Here is an 18580-nt window from a genome sequence, read left to right on the forward strand (position 1 = left end):
CGCGGATGTATACAGTGAGGGTGTTTCCACACGTCAGGAGGAGCCATGCGAGCTGGTGAGCGCGCGTACCGCGAGCTGCGGGCGGACATCGTGTCCTGGCGGCTGACCCCGGGTCAGGTGCTCGGCGAGGTGGACCTATCCGAACGTCTCGGCATCTCCCGCACTCCAGTGCGCGAAGCGCTCTCCCGTCTCACCGCGGACGGGCTGACCGAGCCCCACAACGGCCGTGGCGTCGTCGTCAGCGCCATCTCCGCCGGGGACGTCCGCGCGCTCTACGAGCTGCGGGACAGCCTGGACTGCCGCGCCGCAGAGCTCGCCGCGCAGCGCGGCGACAGGGACACCTTCCGCGCCCTGGCCGAGGAGCTCTCGCACGCCGCGGAGGCCCTCTCCGACGACCCGGACCACCCCGCCTACTACGAGCTCGTGGACCGCATGGACGCCGAGATCGACCACGCGGCCGGCAACCCGTACCTGCAGCAGGCCCTCGCCAACGTGCGGCTGCACCTCGCCAGGGTCCGTCGACTGTCCACCTCCAACCCCCGGCGTCTCGCGATCGCGGCCGCCGAGCACGAGGCCATCGCCCGATCCATCGCTGAGGGGGACCCCGCGCTCGCCGTGGCCACCACCCGCGTGCACCTGAAGAACGCGCTGGGCAACGCCCTGCGCACCCCCGAACTCGCCCCGGTCAGCCCGGTGGCCTCCTGAACCCGGCCGCGACCGGCCGCTCGAGAACCCGAGAACTCCCGCCCCGAAAGGAACGCCCGTGACCGTCACACACACCGTGCGCACGTACTCGTCCAAGGAGGAGCTGCCCCGCGAGGAGCAGCTCGCCCACAAGCTCGCCGCCGTGGCCACGGACCCCGTGGCCGTGGCACCCGAGGTCGTGGAAATGGTGGTCAACCGCATCATCGACAACGCCTCCGTGGCCATCGCGTCCCTGAACCGCGGGCCCATCGTCTCCGCCCGCTCCCAGGCGCTGTGCCACCGGGTGGTCCCGGGCGGCGGCTTCACGGGGCAGGGGGCGCTGCTCTACGGGGCTCCGGAGAACGACGCCGCTGTGTCCCCTGAGTGGGCGGCCTGGGCCAACGGCGTGGCCGTGCGCGAGCTGGACTACCACGACACGTTCCTCTCCGCCGAGTACTCCCACCCCGGTGACAACATTCCGCCCATCCTGGCGGTGGCCCAGCACGTGGGCAGCACCGGCGAGGACCTTATCCGTGGGATCGCCGCCGGTTACGAGATCCAGGTGGACCTCGTCAAGGGCATCTGCCTGCACGAGCACAAGATCGACCACATAGCGCACATCGGCCCCTCCGCGTCCGCAGGCATCGGCGCCCTGCTGGGCCTGGACACCGAGACCGTCTTCCAGGCGATCGGCCAGGCGCTGCACACCACCACCCAGACTCGCCAGTCCCGCAAGGGCGAGATCTCCACGTGGAAGGCTCACGCCCCCGCGTTTGCCGGGAAGATGGCCGTGGAGGCTGTGGACCGCGCAATGCGCGGACAGACCTCCCCCACCCCCATCTACGAGGGTGAGGACGGCGTGATCGCGTGGTTGCTTTCCGGTCCCGAGGCCCGCTACGAGGTGGCCCTGCCCGCGCCGGGTGAAACCAAGCGCGCCATCCTGGACACCTACACCAAGGAGCACTCGGCGGAGTACCAGGCCCAGGCGTGGATCGACCTCGCCCGCAAGCTGCGCCGCGAGCACCCCGAGCTCGCGGACCCGGCGAACGTGGCGTCCGTGCTCATCAAGACCTCGCACCACACGCACTACGTGATCGGCTCCGGGGCGAACGACCCCCAGAAGTACGACCCCACGGCCTCGCGCGAGACCCTGGACCACTCGATCCCCTACATCTTCACGGTCGCCCTTCAGGACGGTGCGTGGCACCACGTGGACTCCTACGCCCCGGAGCGGGCCGCCCGCCCGGACACCGTGGAGCTGTGGCACAAGGTGACCACGCAGGAGGATCCCGAGTGGACCCGCCGCTACCACTCGCTGGACATCTCCGAGAAGGCATTCGGAGGATCGGTGGAGATCACCCTGACGGACGGCTCGGTCATCACGGACCAGATCGCCGTGGCGGACGCTCACCCGCTGGGAGCCCGCCCGTTCGCCCGTGAGCAGTACATCACCAAATTCCGCACCCTGGCTGAGGGCCTGGTGGCCCCCGAGGAGATCGAGCGCTTCCTCGACACCGTCCAGCGGCTGCCCGAGCTGAAGGCCGGCGAGCTGGGCCAGCTGAACATCGCCGCGGCCGTGGAGCTGGAGACGTCGCCGAAGGGAATCTTCTGATCATGCTGTACACCACCGTGACCCCCGCGCAGAAGCGCGAGCGCTTCCGGGAGCTGCTGGCCGACCCGCAGATCTCCCAGTTCCCCGGCGCGTTCACCCCGCTGTCCACCAAGCTCATCCAGGAGCAGGGCTTCGAGGGCGTCTACATCTCCGGCGGTGTCCTGGCCAACGAGCTCGGCCTGCCGGACATCGGGCTGACCACGCTCACGGAGGTGGCCACCCGGGCCGGACAGATCGCCCGCAGCACGGACCTGCCGTGCCTCGTGGACGCGGACACCGGCTTCGGCGAGCCCATGAACGTGGCCCGCACCGTGCAGGAGCTCGAGGACGCCGGCCTGGCCGGCTGCCACATCGAGGACCAGTTCAACCCGAAGCGCTGCGGGCACCTGGACGGCAAGAACGTGGTGGACACCGCCACCGCCACCCAGCGCATCCTCGCCGCCGTCGCGGCCCGCCGCGATCCGAACTTCGTGATCATGGCGCGCACCGACATCCGCGGGGTGGAAGGGTTCGACGCCGCCGTGAACCGGGCGAAGGCGCTGGCGGACGCCGGCGCGGACGTGATCTTCCCCGAGGCCATGGCGGACCTCTCCGAGTTCGAGCGCATGGCCTCCGCACTGGACGTGCCCGTGCTCGCGAACATGACCGAGTTCGGCAAGTCCGAGCTGTTCACCACGCAGCAGCTGCAGGACGCCGGGGTGTCCATGGTCATCTACCCCGTGTCCCTGGAGCGCCAGGCCATGGGTGCGATGGAGCGCCTGCTCACCACCATCCGCGAGGACGGCACGCAGCAGGCGCAGGTGGACACCATGCTCACCCGCAAGCGGCTGTACGAACTCGTGGACTACACGGGGTACAACCAGTTCGACTCCGGGGTCTTCAACTTCGAGGTGCCCGGCTCCCCGAACGCGTGACCTGCTGTTCCCACCCCGCCCGATGTGGTGGGGTGGGAACCACGTACTTTTCTGTCCACTGCTGTCGAAGGAGATCAACCGTGGCTGACACCGAAATCCGCAAGGGCCTCGCAGGCGTCGTGGCGGACGCCACCGCCGTGTCCAAGGTCAATGCCGAGACCAACTCCCTGCTCTACCGGGGCTACCCCGTGCAGGAGCTCGCCCAGAACTGCTCCGCGGAGGAGGTCGCCCTGCTGCTGTGGAACGGTGAGCTGCCGTCCGCGGAGCAGCTTCGTGCCTTCCAGGACTTCGAGCGCACCCACCGCGCCCTCACGCCAGAGCTGCGGCGCGTGATCGACGAGCTGCCCACCACGTGCCACCCCATGGACGTGTGCCGCACCGCCGCGTCCGTGATCGGCGCGCAGCACCCGCTCGCGGAGGACAACTCCCCCGAGGCCGAGCTGGCCAAGGCCCAGGAGCTGTTCGCGGTCATGCCGGCCGTGGTCTGCTACGACCAGCGGCGCCGGCACGGCCAGGAGCCCGTGGAGCCCCGCGAGGACCTCGACTACGCACAGAACTTCCTCTGGATGGCCTTCGGCGAGGAGGCCGCGCCCGAGGTGGTGGACGCGTTCCGCGTGTCGATCATCCTGTACGCGGAGCACTCCTTCAACGCCTCGACCTTCACGGCGCGCGTGATCACCTCCACGCTCTCGGACCTGCACTCCGCAGTCACCGGCGCGATCGGCGCCCTCAAGGGCCCGTTGCACGGCGGCGCCAACGAGGCCGTCATGCACACCTTCGAGGAGCTCGGCATCCGCAAGGAGGAGACCGCTGAGGAGGCCGAGAAGCGCGCCAAGGAGTGGATGGACCAGGCCCTGGCCGAGAAGAAGAAGGTCATGGGCTTCGGCCACCGGGTCTACAAGCACGGTGACTCCCGTGTGCCAACCATGCAGGACGCTCTGTTCCGCATGCTGGACTACTACGACCGCCAGGAGATCCTGGGACTCTACAGCGGTCTGGCGAAGTCCATGGACGAGGCCAAGTCCATCAAGCCCAACCTGGACTACCCCGCCGGGCCCACCTACTGGCTCATGGGTTTCGACATTCCCACGTTCACGCCCATCTTCGTGTGCGCTCGGATCGTCGGGTGGAGCGCCCACATCATGGAGCAGCGCGCCAACAACTCGCTGATCCGCCCACTGTCCGCCTACAACGGCCCGGACGAGCGCCACCTGAACTGACCCGCGAATCCGACCACGACGCCGTGCCCCGCCTTCTGCGGGGCACGGCGTCGTTCGTGCTGCGGCCCCCTGCGCCTTCTGACTCCCCGGCGCCACCGCGCCTGCGCCGCACGCGGGGCATCGTCGTCCTCCGTGGGGCCCGCCTCTCCGAATCGCACCGGGCGCGCGGCACAGCGCCGCGCCCTCGCCCGGCGGCTCAGTAGGTCGGAGCTGCCGGGAGCTCGAGGTACGCCTCGAGGTTCGCCCGCCCGCTCTTCTTGACGCTCTTCGCGGTGACGGTCCCCACGTAGCGCAGGTGCCACGGCTCGTAGGCGTAGCCGGTGGTGGGTGTCTGGCCCTGCGGGTAGCGCACGATGAATCCGTACTCGTGGGCGTGGGCCGCGATCCACCGGCCCTGCGGCGTGGCCGAGAAGCACGCGAGCAGAGTGCAGGCGCCGGTGGGCGTGGCGACGTCCACGGCGAGGCCCGTCTGGTGCTCGGAGTAGCCCGGCCGCGCGGAGAGGGAATCTGCGATCGCCTGCCCGTAGGAGGCGGTGTACCCGCGGTAGAGCGAGTCCTGCGTCGCGTAGTCCCGGTACCCGCTCTGCGCCACCAGCGGGACGCTCTGCGCGGTGGCCGCACGGCTCATGCGCTGGTAGGCAGTTGCCGCGTCGTCGCGCAGCTGGACTCCCCCGCCCACGGCGCGCAGCGGGGACGGCACGTACCTGCGCGGGGACAGCGGGCGCTTCTTGTTGACGACCACCGACGCGCTCGAGGCCGCGTCCACGTCCCGGTGCACCACGGCACCGGCCGTGGCGGTCCAGGTGATGCGTCCGCGCTGGTAGCGCACCTCGCACCCGTTCTTCCCCCACGTCTCCCGGCTCACGGGGTACCCGAGGTTGCCGTGCTCGGAGCCCTCCGCGCGCCAGCGGGCCAGGATGCCTCCGCGCTGCGCTCGGGCCCCCGTGGTGGGCGACCAGTGGATGGTGCCCTTTTGGTACTGCCGGTAGCACCCGTCGTCGCGCAGCCCGCAGCGCTCCGCAGAGACGGGGTCGCCGAGCCAGGCACCGGGATCAGGCAGCGCACGGTACTCGCGATCGATCCCGATGCCGGTCCCGGACACGGCGGAGACGGGCGACGCCCCGGCCGCGAGCAGTCCCCCGGCCAGCAGCGCGGTGAGCAGGACGTGCGACAGGCGGGAGAGTGTTCGCATGCTCCTCACGGTACTCCGTGGTTCACACCGGGGAAGTGCGGCGCTCCACGAGCACACCGGGTGACGAAGCTGCACGCACACGCCCGGGGCGGGTCCGGCTCAGCGGGCGCGCGGGTGCGATGTCGCGTAGACCTCGCGCAGCGACTCCACCGAGACGCGGGTGTAGATCTGCGTGGTGGCCAGCGATGCGTGACCGAGCAGCTCCTGCACGACCCTCAGGTCCGCACCGCCCTCCAGCAGGTGCGTGGCGAACGAGTGGCGCAGCGTGTGAGGGGTGATGCCCTCTTCCCGGTGGATCGTGCGGGCGGCGTCCTTGACCATGTTCCAGGCGGTCTGCCGTGAGATCCGCGATCCTCGCGCGTTGAGGAAAACGGCCGGGGACCCCTGGCCCTTGCGGGAGAGTTCGGGGCGGGCCCGCACCAGGTAGCGCTGCAGTGCGTCCACGGCGAAGGACCCCACGGGCACGAGCCGCTGCTTGTCGCCCTTGCCGTGGACCCGGATCAGTGCGAGCTCCTCGTCACGAAGGCCGGCGAGGTCGTCCACGTCCAGGTCCACGGCCTCGGAGATGCGGGCTCCCGTGGCGTAGAGCAGTTCCAGGAACGCCCGGGCGCGCAGCCCCACGGGCGTCTCGGGATCCGGCGCGGCCAACAGGTTCTCTACTTCGGTGATCCCGATCGCCTTCGGCAGCCTGCGGCCCGGCACGGGCGGGCTCACGCGGGAGGCGACGTCTGAGTCCACCGTGGACTCGGTGGCCCAGAACGCGTGTGCTCCCCGCACCGCGGCCAGCACCCGCGCGCTGCTGCGGGCGGACAGGGGCGGGTGGCCCTCCTCGCCCTCGCGCAGCACCCGAAGGAACGCCCTGACGTGGTCGGTGGTGATGTCCCGCGGAACGCGAACCTCCGCAGCGCGGGTGGTGAGGTGGTGCTGGTAGCGGGCGAGGTCCCGGCGGTATGCCGCCAGAGTGTTCTCCGCCAGCCCGCGTTCCACCACCAGGTGATCCAGGTACCTCTCGACAGCGCGGCGCAGCTCGGGCGCGGGGTCCTCCGCCGGTGCCGGGTTGGAGCCGGAAGTGCGCCGGCCCGCCTGCGGAGACTCCGCCGCGGAAGTGTCCCGATCCGGATCCGGATCCTGCTCCTGGTCGCGGTTCAGGTCCTGGCCCAGCTCCGGGTCCTGGTCATGGTCCTGGTCGGACGGTGCGTCCGTGGTGGCGTCGGGCGGGAGGGCATCCCTCGAGCGCTCGTTCTGCACGAGCGCCTCTGGGATGACGGGCAGGGGCTCCGTGATCGGCCCGTCCGCCGAAAACCGCTCCGCGCTCACACCGCGAGCTCGGGATGGGCGGGCCAGGCGGCGTCGGCGGGGCGCAGCGTGCGCCAGCCGCGGGCCTTGGCAGCGTGCGCGGCCATGATGCCGAGGGCCGCCGCCGGGGAGGCGAGCCGGCCGGCGAGCACCGCGTCCACGGCGTCGTCGAGGTCCGCGAAGCCTGCCACGATCTCCGCCTCCTCACCCTCGCGGGCGAAGCGCTCCGCCGCGGGAACCTCGGAAAGACCTCGGGCGAGGAAGATGCGGTTGGCCTCGGCGGAGGACCCCGGGGAGTTGTCGAAGTCCACGAGCGCGTCCCACTGCTCGGCCACGAGGTCAGCCTCCTCGCCCAGCTCCCGCCGGGCGGCCTCGACGGCGGGCTCGCCGTCGACGTCGAGCAGACCAGCCGGGATCTCCCACATGCGCATGCCCACCGGGTGGCGGTACTGGTTGATGAGCAGGATGCGGTCCTGCTCATCGAGGGCGACGATCGAGACAGCACCCGGGTGCGTGATGAACTCCCGGACCAGGGGCTTCTCCTGGCCCGCCATGCGGAAGGTCTCACGCCGCACGTTCCAGATGGCGCCGTCCAGCACAGTCTCGGACGCGTCCACCGGTCGCTGATCCGGGCGGTCCCGCAGCTGGTCGGCGGTGATGGAGGTGAATTCCACGGTGACTCCGTTCGGGAAGGGGACGGGACAGGACGGTCCGCGGCGCAGAGGTGCGGCGCCCGACGAGGTGCGGCGTGGACGCACGCGGAAGGGCGGGTGCGGAACACCGCACCCGCCCCACGTCACGAGGCCGTCTGCACCCCGCGGCGCTCCAGTGCGGCCTTCACCAGACCGTCGAACAGCGGGTGCGGGCGGGTCGGGCGGGATGCCAGCTCCGGGTGGGCCTGCGTGGCCACGTAGTACGGGTGCTCCTCGCGCGGCAGCTCCACGAACTCCACCAGGGTGCCCTCCGGAGAGGTTCCCGAGATCCGCAGGCCGGCTCCCGTGAGCGCCTCGCGGTACGCGTTGTTGACCTCGTATCGGTGCCGGTGCCGCTCGGAGACCTCGGTGGCGCCGTAGGTCTCGGCCACCACGGAGCCCTCGGCGAGCGCGGCCGGGTACAGTCCCAGACGCATCGTGCCGCCCAGGTCCCCGGCGCCCTCGACGAACCGCTTCTGCTCCTCCATGGTCGCGACCACAGGGGTGTCCGTGTCGGGGTCGAACTCGGTGGAGGACGCATTGGGCAGGCCAACGACGTCCCGCGCATACTCGATGACCATGCACTGCAGCCCGAGGCACAGCCCCAGGGTGGGCACCTTGTGCTCGCGGGCCCACTGCAGCGCGCCCAGCTTGCCCTCGAGGCCACGGATACCGAAGCCTCCCGGGACCAGCACCGCGTCCACGTCGCCGAGCTCGCGCTGGGCCCCCTCGGGGGTGTCGCAGAGGTCCGAGGCCACCCACTTGATGCTGACCTTCGCGTTGTTGGCGAACCCGCCCGCGCGCAGCGCCTCGGACACCGAGAGGTAGGCATCCGGGAGGTCGATGTACTTGCCCACGAGCGCCACGCTCACCTGGTGGTCCGGCTCGTGCACTGCAGTGAGCAGCCGGGACCACTGCCGCAGGTCGGCATCCCGGTAGTCCAGACCCAGGTAGTCCAGGATGTAAGTGTCCAGGCCCTGGCTGTGCAGGGTGTTCGGGATGTCGTAGATGCTGGGGGCATCCGGGCAGGAGATCACCGCGTCCAGATCCACGTCGCAGGCGCTGCCGATCTTGCGCAGCATGGCGTCGGGCACGTCCCGGTCGCAGCGCAGCACGAGGGCGTCCGGCTGGATGCCCAGACCGCGCAGCGTGGCCACGGAGTGCTGGGTGGGCTTGGTCTTCAGCTCGCCGGAGGGGCCGATGAACGGAATCAGGGAGACGTGCAGATAGAAGACGTTGCGCCGCCCCACGTCCTGGCGGACCTGGCGGGCCGCCTCGATGAACGGCTGGGACTCGATGTCACCGACCGTGCCACCGATCTCGGTGATGATGATGTCCGGGGCGTTCTCGTCCTCCGCGCGGCGGCGCATCCGGCGCTTGAGCTCGTCCGTGATGTGCGGGATCACCTGCACGGTGTCCCCGAGGTACTCGCCGCGGCGCTCCTTGGCGATCACGGTGGAGTAGACCTGGCCCGTGGTCACGTTCGCGGAGGCGTCGAGGTTCTCGTCGAGAAAGCGCTCGTAGTGCCCGATGTCGAGGTCCGTTTCCGCGCCGTCGTCGGTCACGAAGACCTCGCCGTGCTGGAACGGGTTCATGGTGCCCGGGTCCACATTGAGATAGGGGTCCAGCTTCTGCATGGTCACGGAGAGTCCACGTGCCCGCAGGAGCATTCCGAGTGAGGACGCGGTGAGACCCTTACCGAGGGACGATGCTACGCCCCCCGTGACGAAGATCTGCCGGGTCACCTTGCCGTTGTTCTTTTCTATGCCTGCCTCGTGGGCGGCGTCCTGAGCATTCACCACGGATTTCGAGCCTACCATTCGTGTCTAGTGGGGGTTGCGGAGAGTTGGGGCGTGCGGAAACTTATGCGGTGGCGCCCCGCAGGAGCTCGCGGGCGTGTTCGCGGGCGGCGTCGGAGTCCTCGTGGCCGGCGAGCATCCGGGCCAGCTCGACCACCCGCTCCTCGTGCGTGAGGACCTTCACGTCCGAGACACTGGAGTCGGCTGACTTGGTGACCAGCACGTGCTGGTCCGCGAAGGCGGCCACCTGCGGGAGGTGCGTGACCACCAGCACCTGCACGTTGCGGGCGAGCATCTTCAGTCGGCGACCGATCTCCACCGCGGCCTTGCCGCCCACGCCGGAGTCCACCTCGTCGAAGACGAACGTGGGCACGGGGTCCACCTCGGAGAGCACCACCTCCAGCGCGAGCATGATGCGCGAGAGCTCACCACCGGAGGCCCCCTTCCCGAGCGGGCGGGGCGTCGCGCCGGCGTGAGGTGCGAGCATGAACTCGATGCTGTCCCGGCCGTCGTCGGTGAAGCGCTCGGCGGGCTCCACAGCCACCACGAGCGTCGCGTTGGGCATGGCCAGGGCCGTGAGCTCCTCGCTCACCGCGGCCGCGAGCCGTTTTGCGGCGGCCCGGCGCAGGGACAGCAGGGTGGCGGCGTGCTCCTCGAGCCCCGCGCGCAGCGCCTCCCCCTCGACACGCAGCTCTTCCTCCCGGTGCGGGTCCACGACGAGCTTCTCGAGGCTGGCCCTGGCGTCGTCCGCCCACGCGAGGACCTCGTCGATCGTGGCGCCGTACTTCTTGGTCAGCCGGCGCAGCGCGCTGCGCCGGGCCTCGACCTCCGCGAGGCGGGCCGGGCCGTCCTCATCCAGCCCGCTCCCGTACCCGGAGAGGTCCGCGGCGACGTCCGCGGCGACCACGGTCAGTTCCCGCACCCTCACGGCGAGTGCGGCGAGGTCCGGGTCCGCGTCCGCCTCGTTCTCCAGGGCCTGCTGGGCCTGGGACAGCATGGCGACGGCGTTCGCGCCCGCGGCGTCGTCGTCGTCTGATCCGCTCAGAGCGGTGTGGGCGGTCAGGGCCGCACTGCGCAGAGCCTCGAGGTTCGTGAGCTTCTCGCTCTCCGCGTCCAGCTGGGCGTCCTCGCCCGGGACAGGCTCCACCGCATCGATCTCGGCGAGTGCGGTGGTCAGGCTCTGCGCCTGCAGGGCCCGCTCGCGGGAGTTCTCCTTGGCCGCGCGCAGAGTGGCGACGACGCTGCGGTAGCGGGCGAGCTTCTCCCGGTACAGCCCGAGCTCGTGGGCGATGGGAGGGCCCGCATAGTCGTCCAGGGACTTGCGCTGGGCAACCGGGGACTTCAGGCGCAGCTGGTCCGACTGACCGTGCACCGCCACGAGGGTCTCCCCCACGGCGCCGAGCGTGCCCACGGGGGCCGCACGGCCACCCACGTGGGCGCGGCTGCGGCCCTCGGCGGAGACCGTCCGGGACAGCAGCACGAGTCCCTCCTGCGCACGGCCCACGTCCTCGTGGTCCACGGTTCCACCAGATTCCTCAACGAGACCCACTGCCGGGTGCTCCGCGGGGACCCGGACCGTGGCCTCCGCGAGGGCCTTGGCGCTGCCGGAGCGCACGGCACCGGCGTCCGCCCGGTTGCCCAGCAGCATTCCGAGCGCGGTGACCACCATGGTCTTGCCCGCGCCGGTCTCGCCGGAGAGCACGGAGAGCCCAGGCCCCAGGGGCAGCACGGCGTCGGTGATGACACCGAGGTCGTGGATGTGGATTTCCTCGATCACGGACGAGGCTCCTCACGGTGTCCGGTGGCTGCCGCGCCGCCGCCGTCCGAGGCGCCGTCGGCGGCGTCCTGCGGGGTGCTCGCACCCGGCACTGGCGTTTCTGCAGCGGGTGTGTGCGAGGTCTCCGGGTGGTCCCGGTCGTCGCCGTGGTGCGGGATCTCCCGACCCACTGTGAGCTTGGGCTGGTGCTCGTCCTGCGGGACCACCTTCGTGGTCGGCTGCACCAGCGGCAGTGCGGTGGTCATGGCCTCGCCCTGCTCGCTCGGCATGGGCCCCCGCCAGCCCGCGATGGGAAGCTCGAACTTCCTCACGAGCCGTTCGGAGAACGGCGTGGCGTGTATGCGGGCAAGGTTCACGGACTTCTCCGAGCGGCGCACCTCGATGCGGGAACCCGGCGGGAGATCCGCGGTGCGGCGACCGTCGCACCACAGCACGCCCCGGGCGTCCGTGCGGGTGAGCACTTCCACGGCAATCATGGACCGCGGCGAGATCACCAGGGGACGGGAGAACAGTGCGTGGGCGGACAGCGGCACCATGAGCAGGGCCTCGACCTCCGGCCAGACCACGGGCCCGCCCGCGGAGAACGCGTAGGCGGTGGATCCCGTGGGAGTGGCCATCACCACGCCGTCGCAGCCGAACGTGGACAGCGGCCGGCGGTCCACCTCCGTGACCACCTCGATCATCTTCTCGCGGTCGCCCTTCTCCACGGAGGCCTCGTTGAGGGCCCACGTGTGCAGCACCTTGCGCCGGTGCTCCCACACCGTCACGTCCAGTGCCATGCGGCGCTCCACGGTGTAGCGCCCGTCCACGATCGCTTCGACCGTCTCGCTGAGCCCCGAACGCTCCGACTCCGCCAGGAACCCCACGTGACCCAGGTTCACCCCCAGCAGGGGCGTGTCCACGCCGCGGACCAGCTCGGCGGCCCGCAGGATGGAGCCGTCTCCGCCCAGGACCATGACGATCTCGATCTCACGCAGGGCGAGGTCCTCCTCGAGGATCTCCACCGGGGGCAGACGGAAGCCGTCCGCGCGCAGGGCCTCGACGTCCGGGCGCGAGAGGACGGGCACGAGCCCCGCGGCGTAGAGCTGCTCGCAGGACTGGCGGGCGGCGTCCTTGGCCTCGGAGCGGCCCGTGTGGGTCATCACCAGGATTTTGCGGGTCACGAGTGGGGGTCCATCCTCCTGCGGTCGGGTCCCACGGTGGGCTGACTCAGCCAAGACTACGCGAGCTCTCCGACGCGCTCCGTGCGCCAGGACGTCTGCAGTGCACGAAGAACTCCACGTTGCCGTCCTGCCCCGGCAGCGGGCTCGGGGCTGTGCCGAGGACATCCAGCCCCGTGTCCTCGGCGCACGCCGTCACGCGCCGCACGGACGCCTCCCGCGCGGTCTCGGAGGTCACGACGCCGGTGCGGGAGAGGTTGTGGACGCCCACCTCGAACTGCGGCTTCACCATGAGCAGCAGGTCCCCGCCGGCCCGTGTAGCGCCCGCGAGGGCCGGCAGCACCAGGGTGAGGGAGATGAACGAGAGGTCGCAGACCGTGAGATCCGCCGGTCCCCCGATCTGCGCCGGGTCGAGGTAGCGGACATTGAGCCCCTCGAACACGCGCACCCGCGGGTCCTCGCGCAGCTGCGGAACCAGCTGGTCGTGGCCCACGTCCACGGCGAGCACCTCGCGCGCACCACGGCGCAGCAGGACGTCCGTGAACCCGCCGGTGGAAGCACCGGCGTCCAGGCAGCGCAGCCCGGCGGGGTCTACGTCCGCAAAGCGCTCCAGCGCACCCACGAGCTTGTGCCCGGCGCGGCTCACGTACTCGTCTCCGGCGGACGCGTCCAGCGTGATCTCGTCCTCCGGGCCCACCACCGCCGACGGCTTCACGGCCACGGCGCCGTTGACCCTGACACGGCCCTCCTTGATCCGGACCGCGGCGACCGTCCTGGACCGGGCGAGGCCGCGCTCCGTCACCTCACGGTCGAGACGTGGCACCACCGGCTACCGTGCCGACCGGGCGCGCTCGTTGGCGCCACTCTTGCCCGGACCGCGCTGCTGGCCCGGGCCGACGGAGCCCCCGGCGCCACTGGTCAGCCCCGAAGGTACGTGCCCGGGACGCGCCTCCAGAATCTGCTCGAGCTCGGCGTGCAGGGCCGCGTAGGCGGCCGCGCGCTGGGTCACGGGAAGCTCGCCGATCTCCACTTCACGGGCCAGCACCCGGTCCACGGGCTCCAGGCCTGTGCGCGGCGGCTCCGTGGCACTTTGCTCCGGGTCCCTAAGCTCAGGGGTCGGCAGATCCGTGGTCGGCAGCCGCGCGTCCCCCGGCCCGGTGCCGGGCAGATCCGTGCCGGACAGCTCCGCACGCTCCTCGCTCACGCGGGGTCCTGCCACTGGACGGCGGGCTCGGCCGCCTCGTGCGGGTTCTCGGCCCACCAGGCGGCACACGCAGCGCGCCAGCCGTCGAGGTCGTCCCGCGGCGCGGTCACGACCACGACGCCGTTCGCAACGTCCGCACCCGCCCCGCGGCAGCGTGCGCGCACCCGCCCTGCCCGGCGTTCCACCGCCACGGAGGGGTACGGCTCGAAGAGTTCCCTCAGGGTGCCGAGAAGATAGGTGGGCCGCTGCGCGGGGGGCGCGGCGATCGTGCTGGCAGGTCCGTCCACTCCCGTGAGGACCTCGATGCTCTCCATCTCCGCGTTGTGCGCGCCCAGGATGTCCGTGTCCAGCCGGTCGCCGACCACCGCGGGTCGCGCAGCACCCACACGTCCAGCCGCCTCCCGGAAGATTGGCGCCTCTGGCTTGCCCGCGACGAGAGGCTCCCGCCCGGTCGCCTCTGCCACCGCGGCCACCAGGGTCCCGTTGCCCGGAGCAATGCCTCGCTCCCGCGGGATCGTGCGGTCCGTGTTGGTCGCGCACCACAGCACGGAGTCGTCCGCGAGGGTGAACGACGCTTCGGCGAGCTCCTCCCACCCCAGGTGCGGGTCGAAGCCCTGCACGACGGCGTGGGGTTCCTCCCCCTGGGTGCGCACCGGCACGAGCCCGACGGCGCAGATCTCCTCCGCGAGCGCCGTCGCCCCCGTGACCAGCACGCGAGCGGACGGCGCGAGGCGGTCTGCTAGCAGCGCGGCGGCGGCCTGCGCGGAGGTCACCACGTCCTCGGCCGTGGTGGGCGCACCGAGCGAGGTGATGTGCTCGGCCACAGCCGCGGGCGGGCGGGACGCGTTGTTTGTCACGTACATGACCGCGCACCCGCTCTCACGGGCGCGGTGCAACGACACGGGGGCCCCGTCGATCGCGTGGGGGCCCGCGTAGACCACGCCGTCCAGATCGCACAACAGTGCGTCGAACCGCTCCACGAGGGGGCGGTCCTGATCCGCTCCGGCTCGATCAGTCACTGAGGTTCTCCCGGCGCGCGGCGTCTTACTCATGGCTCGCACCGCGGCCGTCGAGCGCATCGCTTTCGACGGGGTCGCGGTCGAGCTCGCCCGCACCGGCCCCGCTCCCCGACGCGTACCCGTAGGCGCCGTCGGCCGGCACCTCGCCGAACTCACCCTCCAGGTCCTCGTCACCAGACTCGCCGCGCCCGAGTTCGTCCTCACCCAGCTCGTCGCCCGAGGGCTCGTCGTCACCGGGTCCGTCGATGGACGCGGCTCCCGCACCGCCGTGAAGCGAAGCGGCAGTGGTGTGTTCGCTGTCGCCATCCCCGCGGTAGCTGTCCGGATCGTTGGTGGTCAGATCTCTGGAGGCTGGCTCCACTTCGAGCCCGTCCTCGGCCGCAGCGGCCACGGACACCGGGCCCTCGGCGCGGTGGTCCGCCGCGCCGTCGTGCCCCTCGCCGTCGACGTCGCGGTGCCCGGTCCGGTCCTCGCGCTCAGAACGGTCAGCGCGCTCAGTGCCGTCGTCATCGCGCTCGCCCCTGGTGGAGTCCTCGACCCCTCCGACGCTGTGCCGCCTCTGTGCCTCGCGCACGGTGCGTTCGGCTTCGTCCTCGTCCAGGTCGTCGCCGAGGTCCACGATCTCCGGCTCGGAGAACTGGCCCATGCCGAGGGCGGCCTCGGCAACGATGGCCTGGCGCTCCCAGGACATCGACTCCGAGTCCCGGCCCACCGCGCGCAGGGCGTCCGCGTAGGCGCGGAAGAGCTTGGGGCTGTAGGAGAAGCCGCGGTTCTTGTCGAGCTGCGGGATCTCCAGGGCCGTGAGCGCCGCGGCGTGGTCGCCGGCGTCGGCGTGGATGCCGGAGACCACCATGGCGAGTTCGGCCTTGGCCTCCGCGTCCAGGGAGTCGGCGGCGCCGGACCTGGCCTCTTCGAGGGCCTTGTCCGCCCTGCCGAGGGCGCGCTGGCAATCGACCATCATGGGCAGGTGCTCCTGGGAGCCGGAGATGCGCCGGTGCGTGCGAAGCTCCTTGAGAGCCAGGGCGTAGTCTCCGGCGGCGTAGGCGGCGATGCCCGCGGTCTCGCGGACGACGCCAATCCGGCCGGCCTTGCGGACCGCAGCGTTGGCGTGCTCGAGGGCGAACTCGGGGTCGTCGTCCACGTAGCGCGCCGCCATCACCAGGTGCTTGGAGACGCGCTCGGCGTTGCCCGGCTCGAGGGCGTCGAGCTCGTGACGGGTCACGCGGTCGATCTCGCGGCCGGTCACGTCCGCGTCGATGTCCGGTGCGACGAAGCGGGGCTGGCCGTCATCGTGGCTGCGACGACGGTCCTCGCGCTCGAAACGCCCTCCATCACCACCGCGAGCTGCCCCGCGGCGGTCGTCGCGGACCCGGTCCCCGCCACGTCGGTCATCCCGGCGATCGTCACGAGTGAAGCCACCGCGACGATCATCACGGCCGTAGCTGCGGTCACCGGTGCGCGGACGGCGGTCATCACGGCGGTTCCCACCGGAGAAGCCGCCCTCGCGACGGCCACCACGACCATCACGACGCTCGTACCCACCACGGCGGTCACCACCGCTGACGCCTCCATCGCGACGGTCGGACCGGTCAAAACTGCGGTTCTCCGAACGGCTCCCACGGTCGTCACGGCGCTCATGCCCACTGCGACGGTCGTCACGGCCGTATCCACGGTCCGCCGAACGTCCGCCGCGCTCATCGCGGCCCCGGTACCCGCCGCCCTGGGAACGGTTGCCGCCCTCGCGGTAGCCACCGGAGCGGTCATCGCGACGACGCTCGTCACGGCGGTCGCCGACGCCGCCCTCACGACGGCCCCGATCCCGGTCACCACCGCGATCGGTCCGCTCTCCCTCGCCCCGGTACCCGCCGCGGGCGTCGTCCCGACCGCGCCCCGCGCCGTCCTGCCGACCGCCCCGGTACCCGCCGCCGCGACGCTGGCCGTCACGAGCGCCGTCGTTGCGACGACGATCGCGGGAGAACCCGCGCCCGTTCCTGCCACTGTCGCGCCGCCGGTCGTCGCCATCGTGGGAGCCGTGCTGATCCGATTCGCTCAAGGGGTGTCTCCTACCGTGGCCCGCGGCCACACTGTGACGGGCCTCGACCTGTTGCGACGCCCACTGCTCTGCTGAGCATTCTACAAACGCGGCGGGCGGCCCTCCCAATGCCGGGTACCGCGCAAAGCAGGAGGTCATGCCTCCCCATCCACTGCCCCACGCACCTTGGGCAGTTCCAGCCGTGCCCTGTGAGGACGGCGCCGCTGCCGCGCGGGGTGCGACGCCACGCACACGACATCGCGACCCCCGAGGCACCTATCCCAGTGATAATGAACCATGCATTTGAGATCCCTTTCCAAGAACCTGCTGGTGCGGGTGCTCGTGGCCATCGTCCTGGGTGTCGTGGTCGGGCTGTTCCTGCCCGAGTGGTTCGCCCGCGTCTTCACGACCTTCAATGGCATCTTCAGCCAGTTCCTCGGCTTCCTGATCCCCCTCATCATCGTGGGACTCGTCACCCCGGCCATCGCCGACCTCGGTCGCGGTGCGGGCAAGTGGCTCGCGGTGACAGCCGCCATTGCCTACGGATCAACGATCTTCGCGGGGCTGCTCGCTTTCCTGGTCGCCAAATCCACCTATCCGTGGCTGCTCGGCGGTGAACGGACGGTCAACGGCCTGGCGAATCCAGAGGACCACGCGCTCTCCGGATACTTCGAGATCACCATGCCGCCCGTGTTCGACGTCATGACTGCACTCGTCCTCGCGTTCTGCCTAGGCGTGGGCATCACCCTGATCAAGGGCAACGTGCTGCACGACGGCTTGAGCGAGCTGCGCACCATCGTGATGCGCGTCGTGGAGAAGGTCATCATTCCCCTGCTGCCGGTCTACATCTTCGGCATGTTCCTCAGCCTCACGATGAACGGGCAGATCGTCCTCGTCATCACCACGTTCCTGCGGGTGGTCATCCTCGCGTTCATCATGACCATGGTGATCCTGGTCATCCAGTACTGCGTGGCCGGCCTCGTGGCCCGTCGCAACCCGTTCGTCATGCTCAAAAACATGGCACCCGCGTACGCGACGGCGCTCGGTACCGCATCATCCGCCGCCACCATTCCCGTGACCCTGGCGTGCACGAAGAAGAACGGTGTGGACGACCGCGTGGCAGGGTTCACCATTCCCCTGTGCGCAACCATCCACCTCTCCGGGTCCACAATGAAGATTGTCCTGTTCTCACTGGCCATCATGACGATCTCCGGCATGCCCATCAGCACGGGGCAGTACATCGGGTTCATCTTCCTTCTGGGAGTCACCATGGTGGCGGCACCCGGCGTTCCCGGTGGCGCGATCATGGCCGCGGTGGGCATCCTGCAGTCCACACTCGGCTTCGACGAGACGGCCGTGGGGCTGATGATCGCCACCTACGTGGCCATCGACTCCTTCGGGACAGCTTGCAATGTCACCGGCGACGGTGCCATCGCCTCCGTCATGGACCGGGTTCTGCGGGTCAAGGACGGCACCCTGCGCAACGCCCCGGTAGAGACCTCCGCATAAGATCAGGCCATGCAATTCGCCCCGTGGCGCGCCGGCCCCCGTGGCAGGCGCGCCACAGTCATCCCGACGCCTTCAGCCGGAACCATCCCCACCCAGCGCGATCCGCATCTGAGCAGCCCAGAGCAATCAGGAGGCTGTAAACCGACCCGTGCGCAGGCCAATGGCTCACCCTGGGCATAGACGTGTCTGCCAGTGGGTTCGAGGCAATATCCATGAGCTGCCCCGTAAGGCTCGCCGGTTACAGCCCCCGGTGGCGCACCCAGCGCGACATCTGAACCTGCCGGCGGGGCGTGAGCCCTCACCGTCTGGAATCCCCCAGAGGATGATGAAGGGCCCTGCGGGGTGGGAACCCACGACTGGGTTCCCACCCCGCAGGGCCCTTCCACCAACGCCCGCACCAGTACCGTTGTTTCGGGTGTTGGGTGGGTGCCTCGTGGAACACACCAGTGTTAAACACGGGGAGGCCCCAC

General features: G+C 70.6%; 16 protein-coding genes. 5 read left to right on the forward strand and 11 right to left on the reverse strand.

Features of this window, described 5'->3' with window-relative positions; all coding sequences use genetic code 11:
- The first annotated feature begins 45 nt into the window (after nucleotides 1–45).
- The 4 genes from FS770_RS07845 (at nucleotide 46) to FS770_RS07860 (ending at nucleotide 4430) form a co-directional block, all read left to right on the forward strand.
- Nucleotides 46–705 carry a GntR family transcriptional regulator gene (locus tag FS770_RS07845; protein WP_144942742.1) on the forward strand — a complete coding sequence of 220 codons (660 nt, stop codon included), beginning with the start codon at nucleotides 46–48 and terminating at the stop codon, nucleotides 703–705.
- 58 nt (nucleotides 706–763) lie between these two features.
- A complete protein-coding gene (locus FS770_RS07850) occupies nucleotides 764–2296 on the forward strand; it encodes an MmgE/PrpD family protein (protein WP_144942741.1) in 1533 nt (510 codons plus the stop codon).
- A 2-nt stretch (nucleotides 2297–2298) separates the two neighbouring features.
- Nucleotides 2299–3210, forward strand: a complete 912-nt coding sequence (prpB, locus tag FS770_RS07855) for a methylisocitrate lyase (RefSeq protein ID WP_145010944.1) — start codon at nucleotides 2299–2301, stop codon at nucleotides 3208–3210.
- 80 nt (nucleotides 3211–3290) lie between these two features.
- Nucleotides 3291–4430, forward strand: a complete 1140-nt coding sequence (locus FS770_RS07860; protein ID WP_144942739.1) for a bifunctional 2-methylcitrate synthase/citrate synthase — start codon at nucleotides 3291–3293, stop codon at nucleotides 4428–4430.
- 196 nt (nucleotides 4431–4626) lie between these two features.
- Here the strand turns inward: FS770_RS07860 and FS770_RS07865 are convergent, their stop codons facing one another.
- The 11 genes from FS770_RS07865 to FS770_RS13745 all read right to left on the reverse strand — a co-directional run bounded on the left by FS770_RS07865 (nucleotide 4627) and on the right by FS770_RS13745 (nucleotide 16591).
- Nucleotides 4627–5622, reverse strand: a complete 996-nt coding sequence (locus FS770_RS07865) for a D-alanyl-D-alanine carboxypeptidase family protein (RefSeq protein WP_145010947.1) — start codon at nucleotides 5620–5622, stop codon at nucleotides 4627–4629.
- 99 nt (nucleotides 5623–5721) lie between these two features.
- A complete protein-coding gene (locus tag FS770_RS07870; protein WP_280525936.1) occupies nucleotides 5722–6939 on the reverse strand; it encodes a site-specific tyrosine recombinase XerD in 1218 nt (405 codons plus the stop codon).
- Nucleotides 6936–7592, reverse strand: coding sequence for an NUDIX domain-containing protein (locus FS770_RS07875; RefSeq protein ID WP_145010950.1), 657 nt, complete (start codon nucleotides 7590–7592; stop codon nucleotides 6936–6938). The genes FS770_RS07870 and FS770_RS07875 overlap by 4 nt, the downstream gene beginning before the upstream one ends.
- Nucleotides 7593–7714: 122 nt before the next feature.
- On the reverse strand, nucleotides 7715–9430 hold the full coding sequence (locus FS770_RS07880) for a CTP synthase (protein WP_145010953.1): 1716 nt from the start codon (nucleotides 9428–9430) through the stop codon (nucleotides 7715–7717).
- A 43-nt stretch (nucleotides 9431–9473) separates the two neighbouring features.
- Nucleotides 9474–11186 carry a DNA repair protein RecN gene (gene recN, locus FS770_RS07885; protein ID WP_145010956.1) on the reverse strand — a complete coding sequence of 571 codons (1713 nt, stop codon included), beginning with the start codon at nucleotides 11184–11186 and terminating at the stop codon, nucleotides 9474–9476.
- Nucleotides 11183–12349, reverse strand: coding sequence for an NAD kinase (locus FS770_RS07890; protein WP_244944815.1), 1167 nt, complete (start codon nucleotides 12347–12349; stop codon nucleotides 11183–11185). The genes recN and FS770_RS07890 overlap by 4 nt, the downstream gene beginning before the upstream one ends.
- A 46-nt stretch (nucleotides 12350–12395) precedes the next feature.
- The gene (locus FS770_RS07895; RefSeq protein WP_144942734.1) at nucleotides 12396–13172 is read right to left on the reverse strand and encodes a TlyA family RNA methyltransferase; all 777 of its coding nucleotides are present in this window, start codon (nucleotides 13170–13172) and stop codon (nucleotides 12396–12398) included.
- A 3-nt stretch (nucleotides 13173–13175) separates the two neighbouring features.
- Nucleotides 13176–13550 (reverse strand): hypothetical protein, encoded by a 375-nt coding sequence (locus tag FS770_RS07900; protein WP_144942733.1) that lies wholly within the window; start codon nucleotides 13548–13550, stop codon nucleotides 13176–13178.
- Complete coding sequence (locus tag FS770_RS07905; protein ID WP_144942732.1) at nucleotides 13547–14602, reverse strand: HAD-IIA family hydrolase; 1056 nt, start codon at nucleotides 14600–14602, stop codon at nucleotides 13547–13549. The genes FS770_RS07900 and FS770_RS07905 overlap by 4 nt, the downstream gene beginning before the upstream one ends.
- Nucleotides 14595–15815: a hypothetical protein gene (locus tag FS770_RS07915; RefSeq protein WP_244944816.1), complete on the reverse strand. Its 1221-nt coding sequence runs from the start codon at nucleotides 15813–15815 to the stop codon at nucleotides 14595–14597. Before FS770_RS07915 ends, FS770_RS07905 begins: the two co-directional genes overlap by 8 nt.
- Complete coding sequence (locus FS770_RS13745; RefSeq protein WP_186366729.1) at nucleotides 15812–16591, reverse strand: hypothetical protein; 780 nt, start codon at nucleotides 16589–16591, stop codon at nucleotides 15812–15814. The genes FS770_RS07915 and FS770_RS13745 overlap by 4 nt, the downstream gene beginning before the upstream one ends.
- A gap of 307 nt (nucleotides 16592–16898) precedes the next feature.
- On the opposite strand from FS770_RS13745, the gene FS770_RS07920 reads away from it, so the two are divergent.
- On the forward strand, nucleotides 16899–18110 hold the full coding sequence (locus FS770_RS07920) for a dicarboxylate/amino acid:cation symporter (RefSeq protein WP_144942731.1): 1212 nt from the start codon (nucleotides 16899–16901) through the stop codon (nucleotides 18108–18110).
- Nucleotides 18111–18580: the final 470 nt, after the last annotated feature.

Source organism: Kocuria salsicia (assembly GCF_007681555.1).
Classification (GTDB): Bacteria; Actinomycetota; Actinomycetes; order Actinomycetales; family Micrococcaceae; genus Kocuria; species Kocuria salsicia.

Excerpts from the sequence above, each read along its gene's own strand:
- FS770_RS07845 (WP_144942742.1), top strand. The coding sequence starts at position 46 with ATGCGAGCTGGTGAGCGCGCGTACCGCGAGCTGCGGGCGGACATCGTG.
- prpB (WP_145010944.1), top strand. The coding sequence starts at position 2,299 with ATGCTGTACACCACCGTGACCCCCGCGCAGAAGCGCGAGCGCTTCCGG.
- FS770_RS07865 (WP_145010947.1), bottom strand. The coding sequence starts at position 5,622 with ATGCGAACACTCTCCCGCCTGTCGCACGTCCTGCTCACCGCGCTGCTG.
- FS770_RS07880 (WP_145010953.1), bottom strand. The coding sequence starts at position 9,430 with ATGGTAGGCTCGAAATCCGTGGTGAATGCTCAGGACGCCGCCCACGAG.
- FS770_RS07905 (WP_144942732.1), bottom strand. The coding sequence starts at position 14,602 with ATGAGTAAGACGCCGCGCGCCGGGAGAACCTCAGTGACTGATCGAGCC.
- FS770_RS13745 (WP_186366729.1), bottom strand. The coding sequence starts at position 16,591 with ATGGCGACGACCGGCGGCGCGACAGTGGCAGGAACGGGCGCGGGTTCT.
- FS770_RS07920 (WP_144942731.1), top strand. The coding sequence starts at position 16,899 with ATGCATTTGAGATCCCTTTCCAAGAACCTGCTGGTGCGGGTGCTCGTG.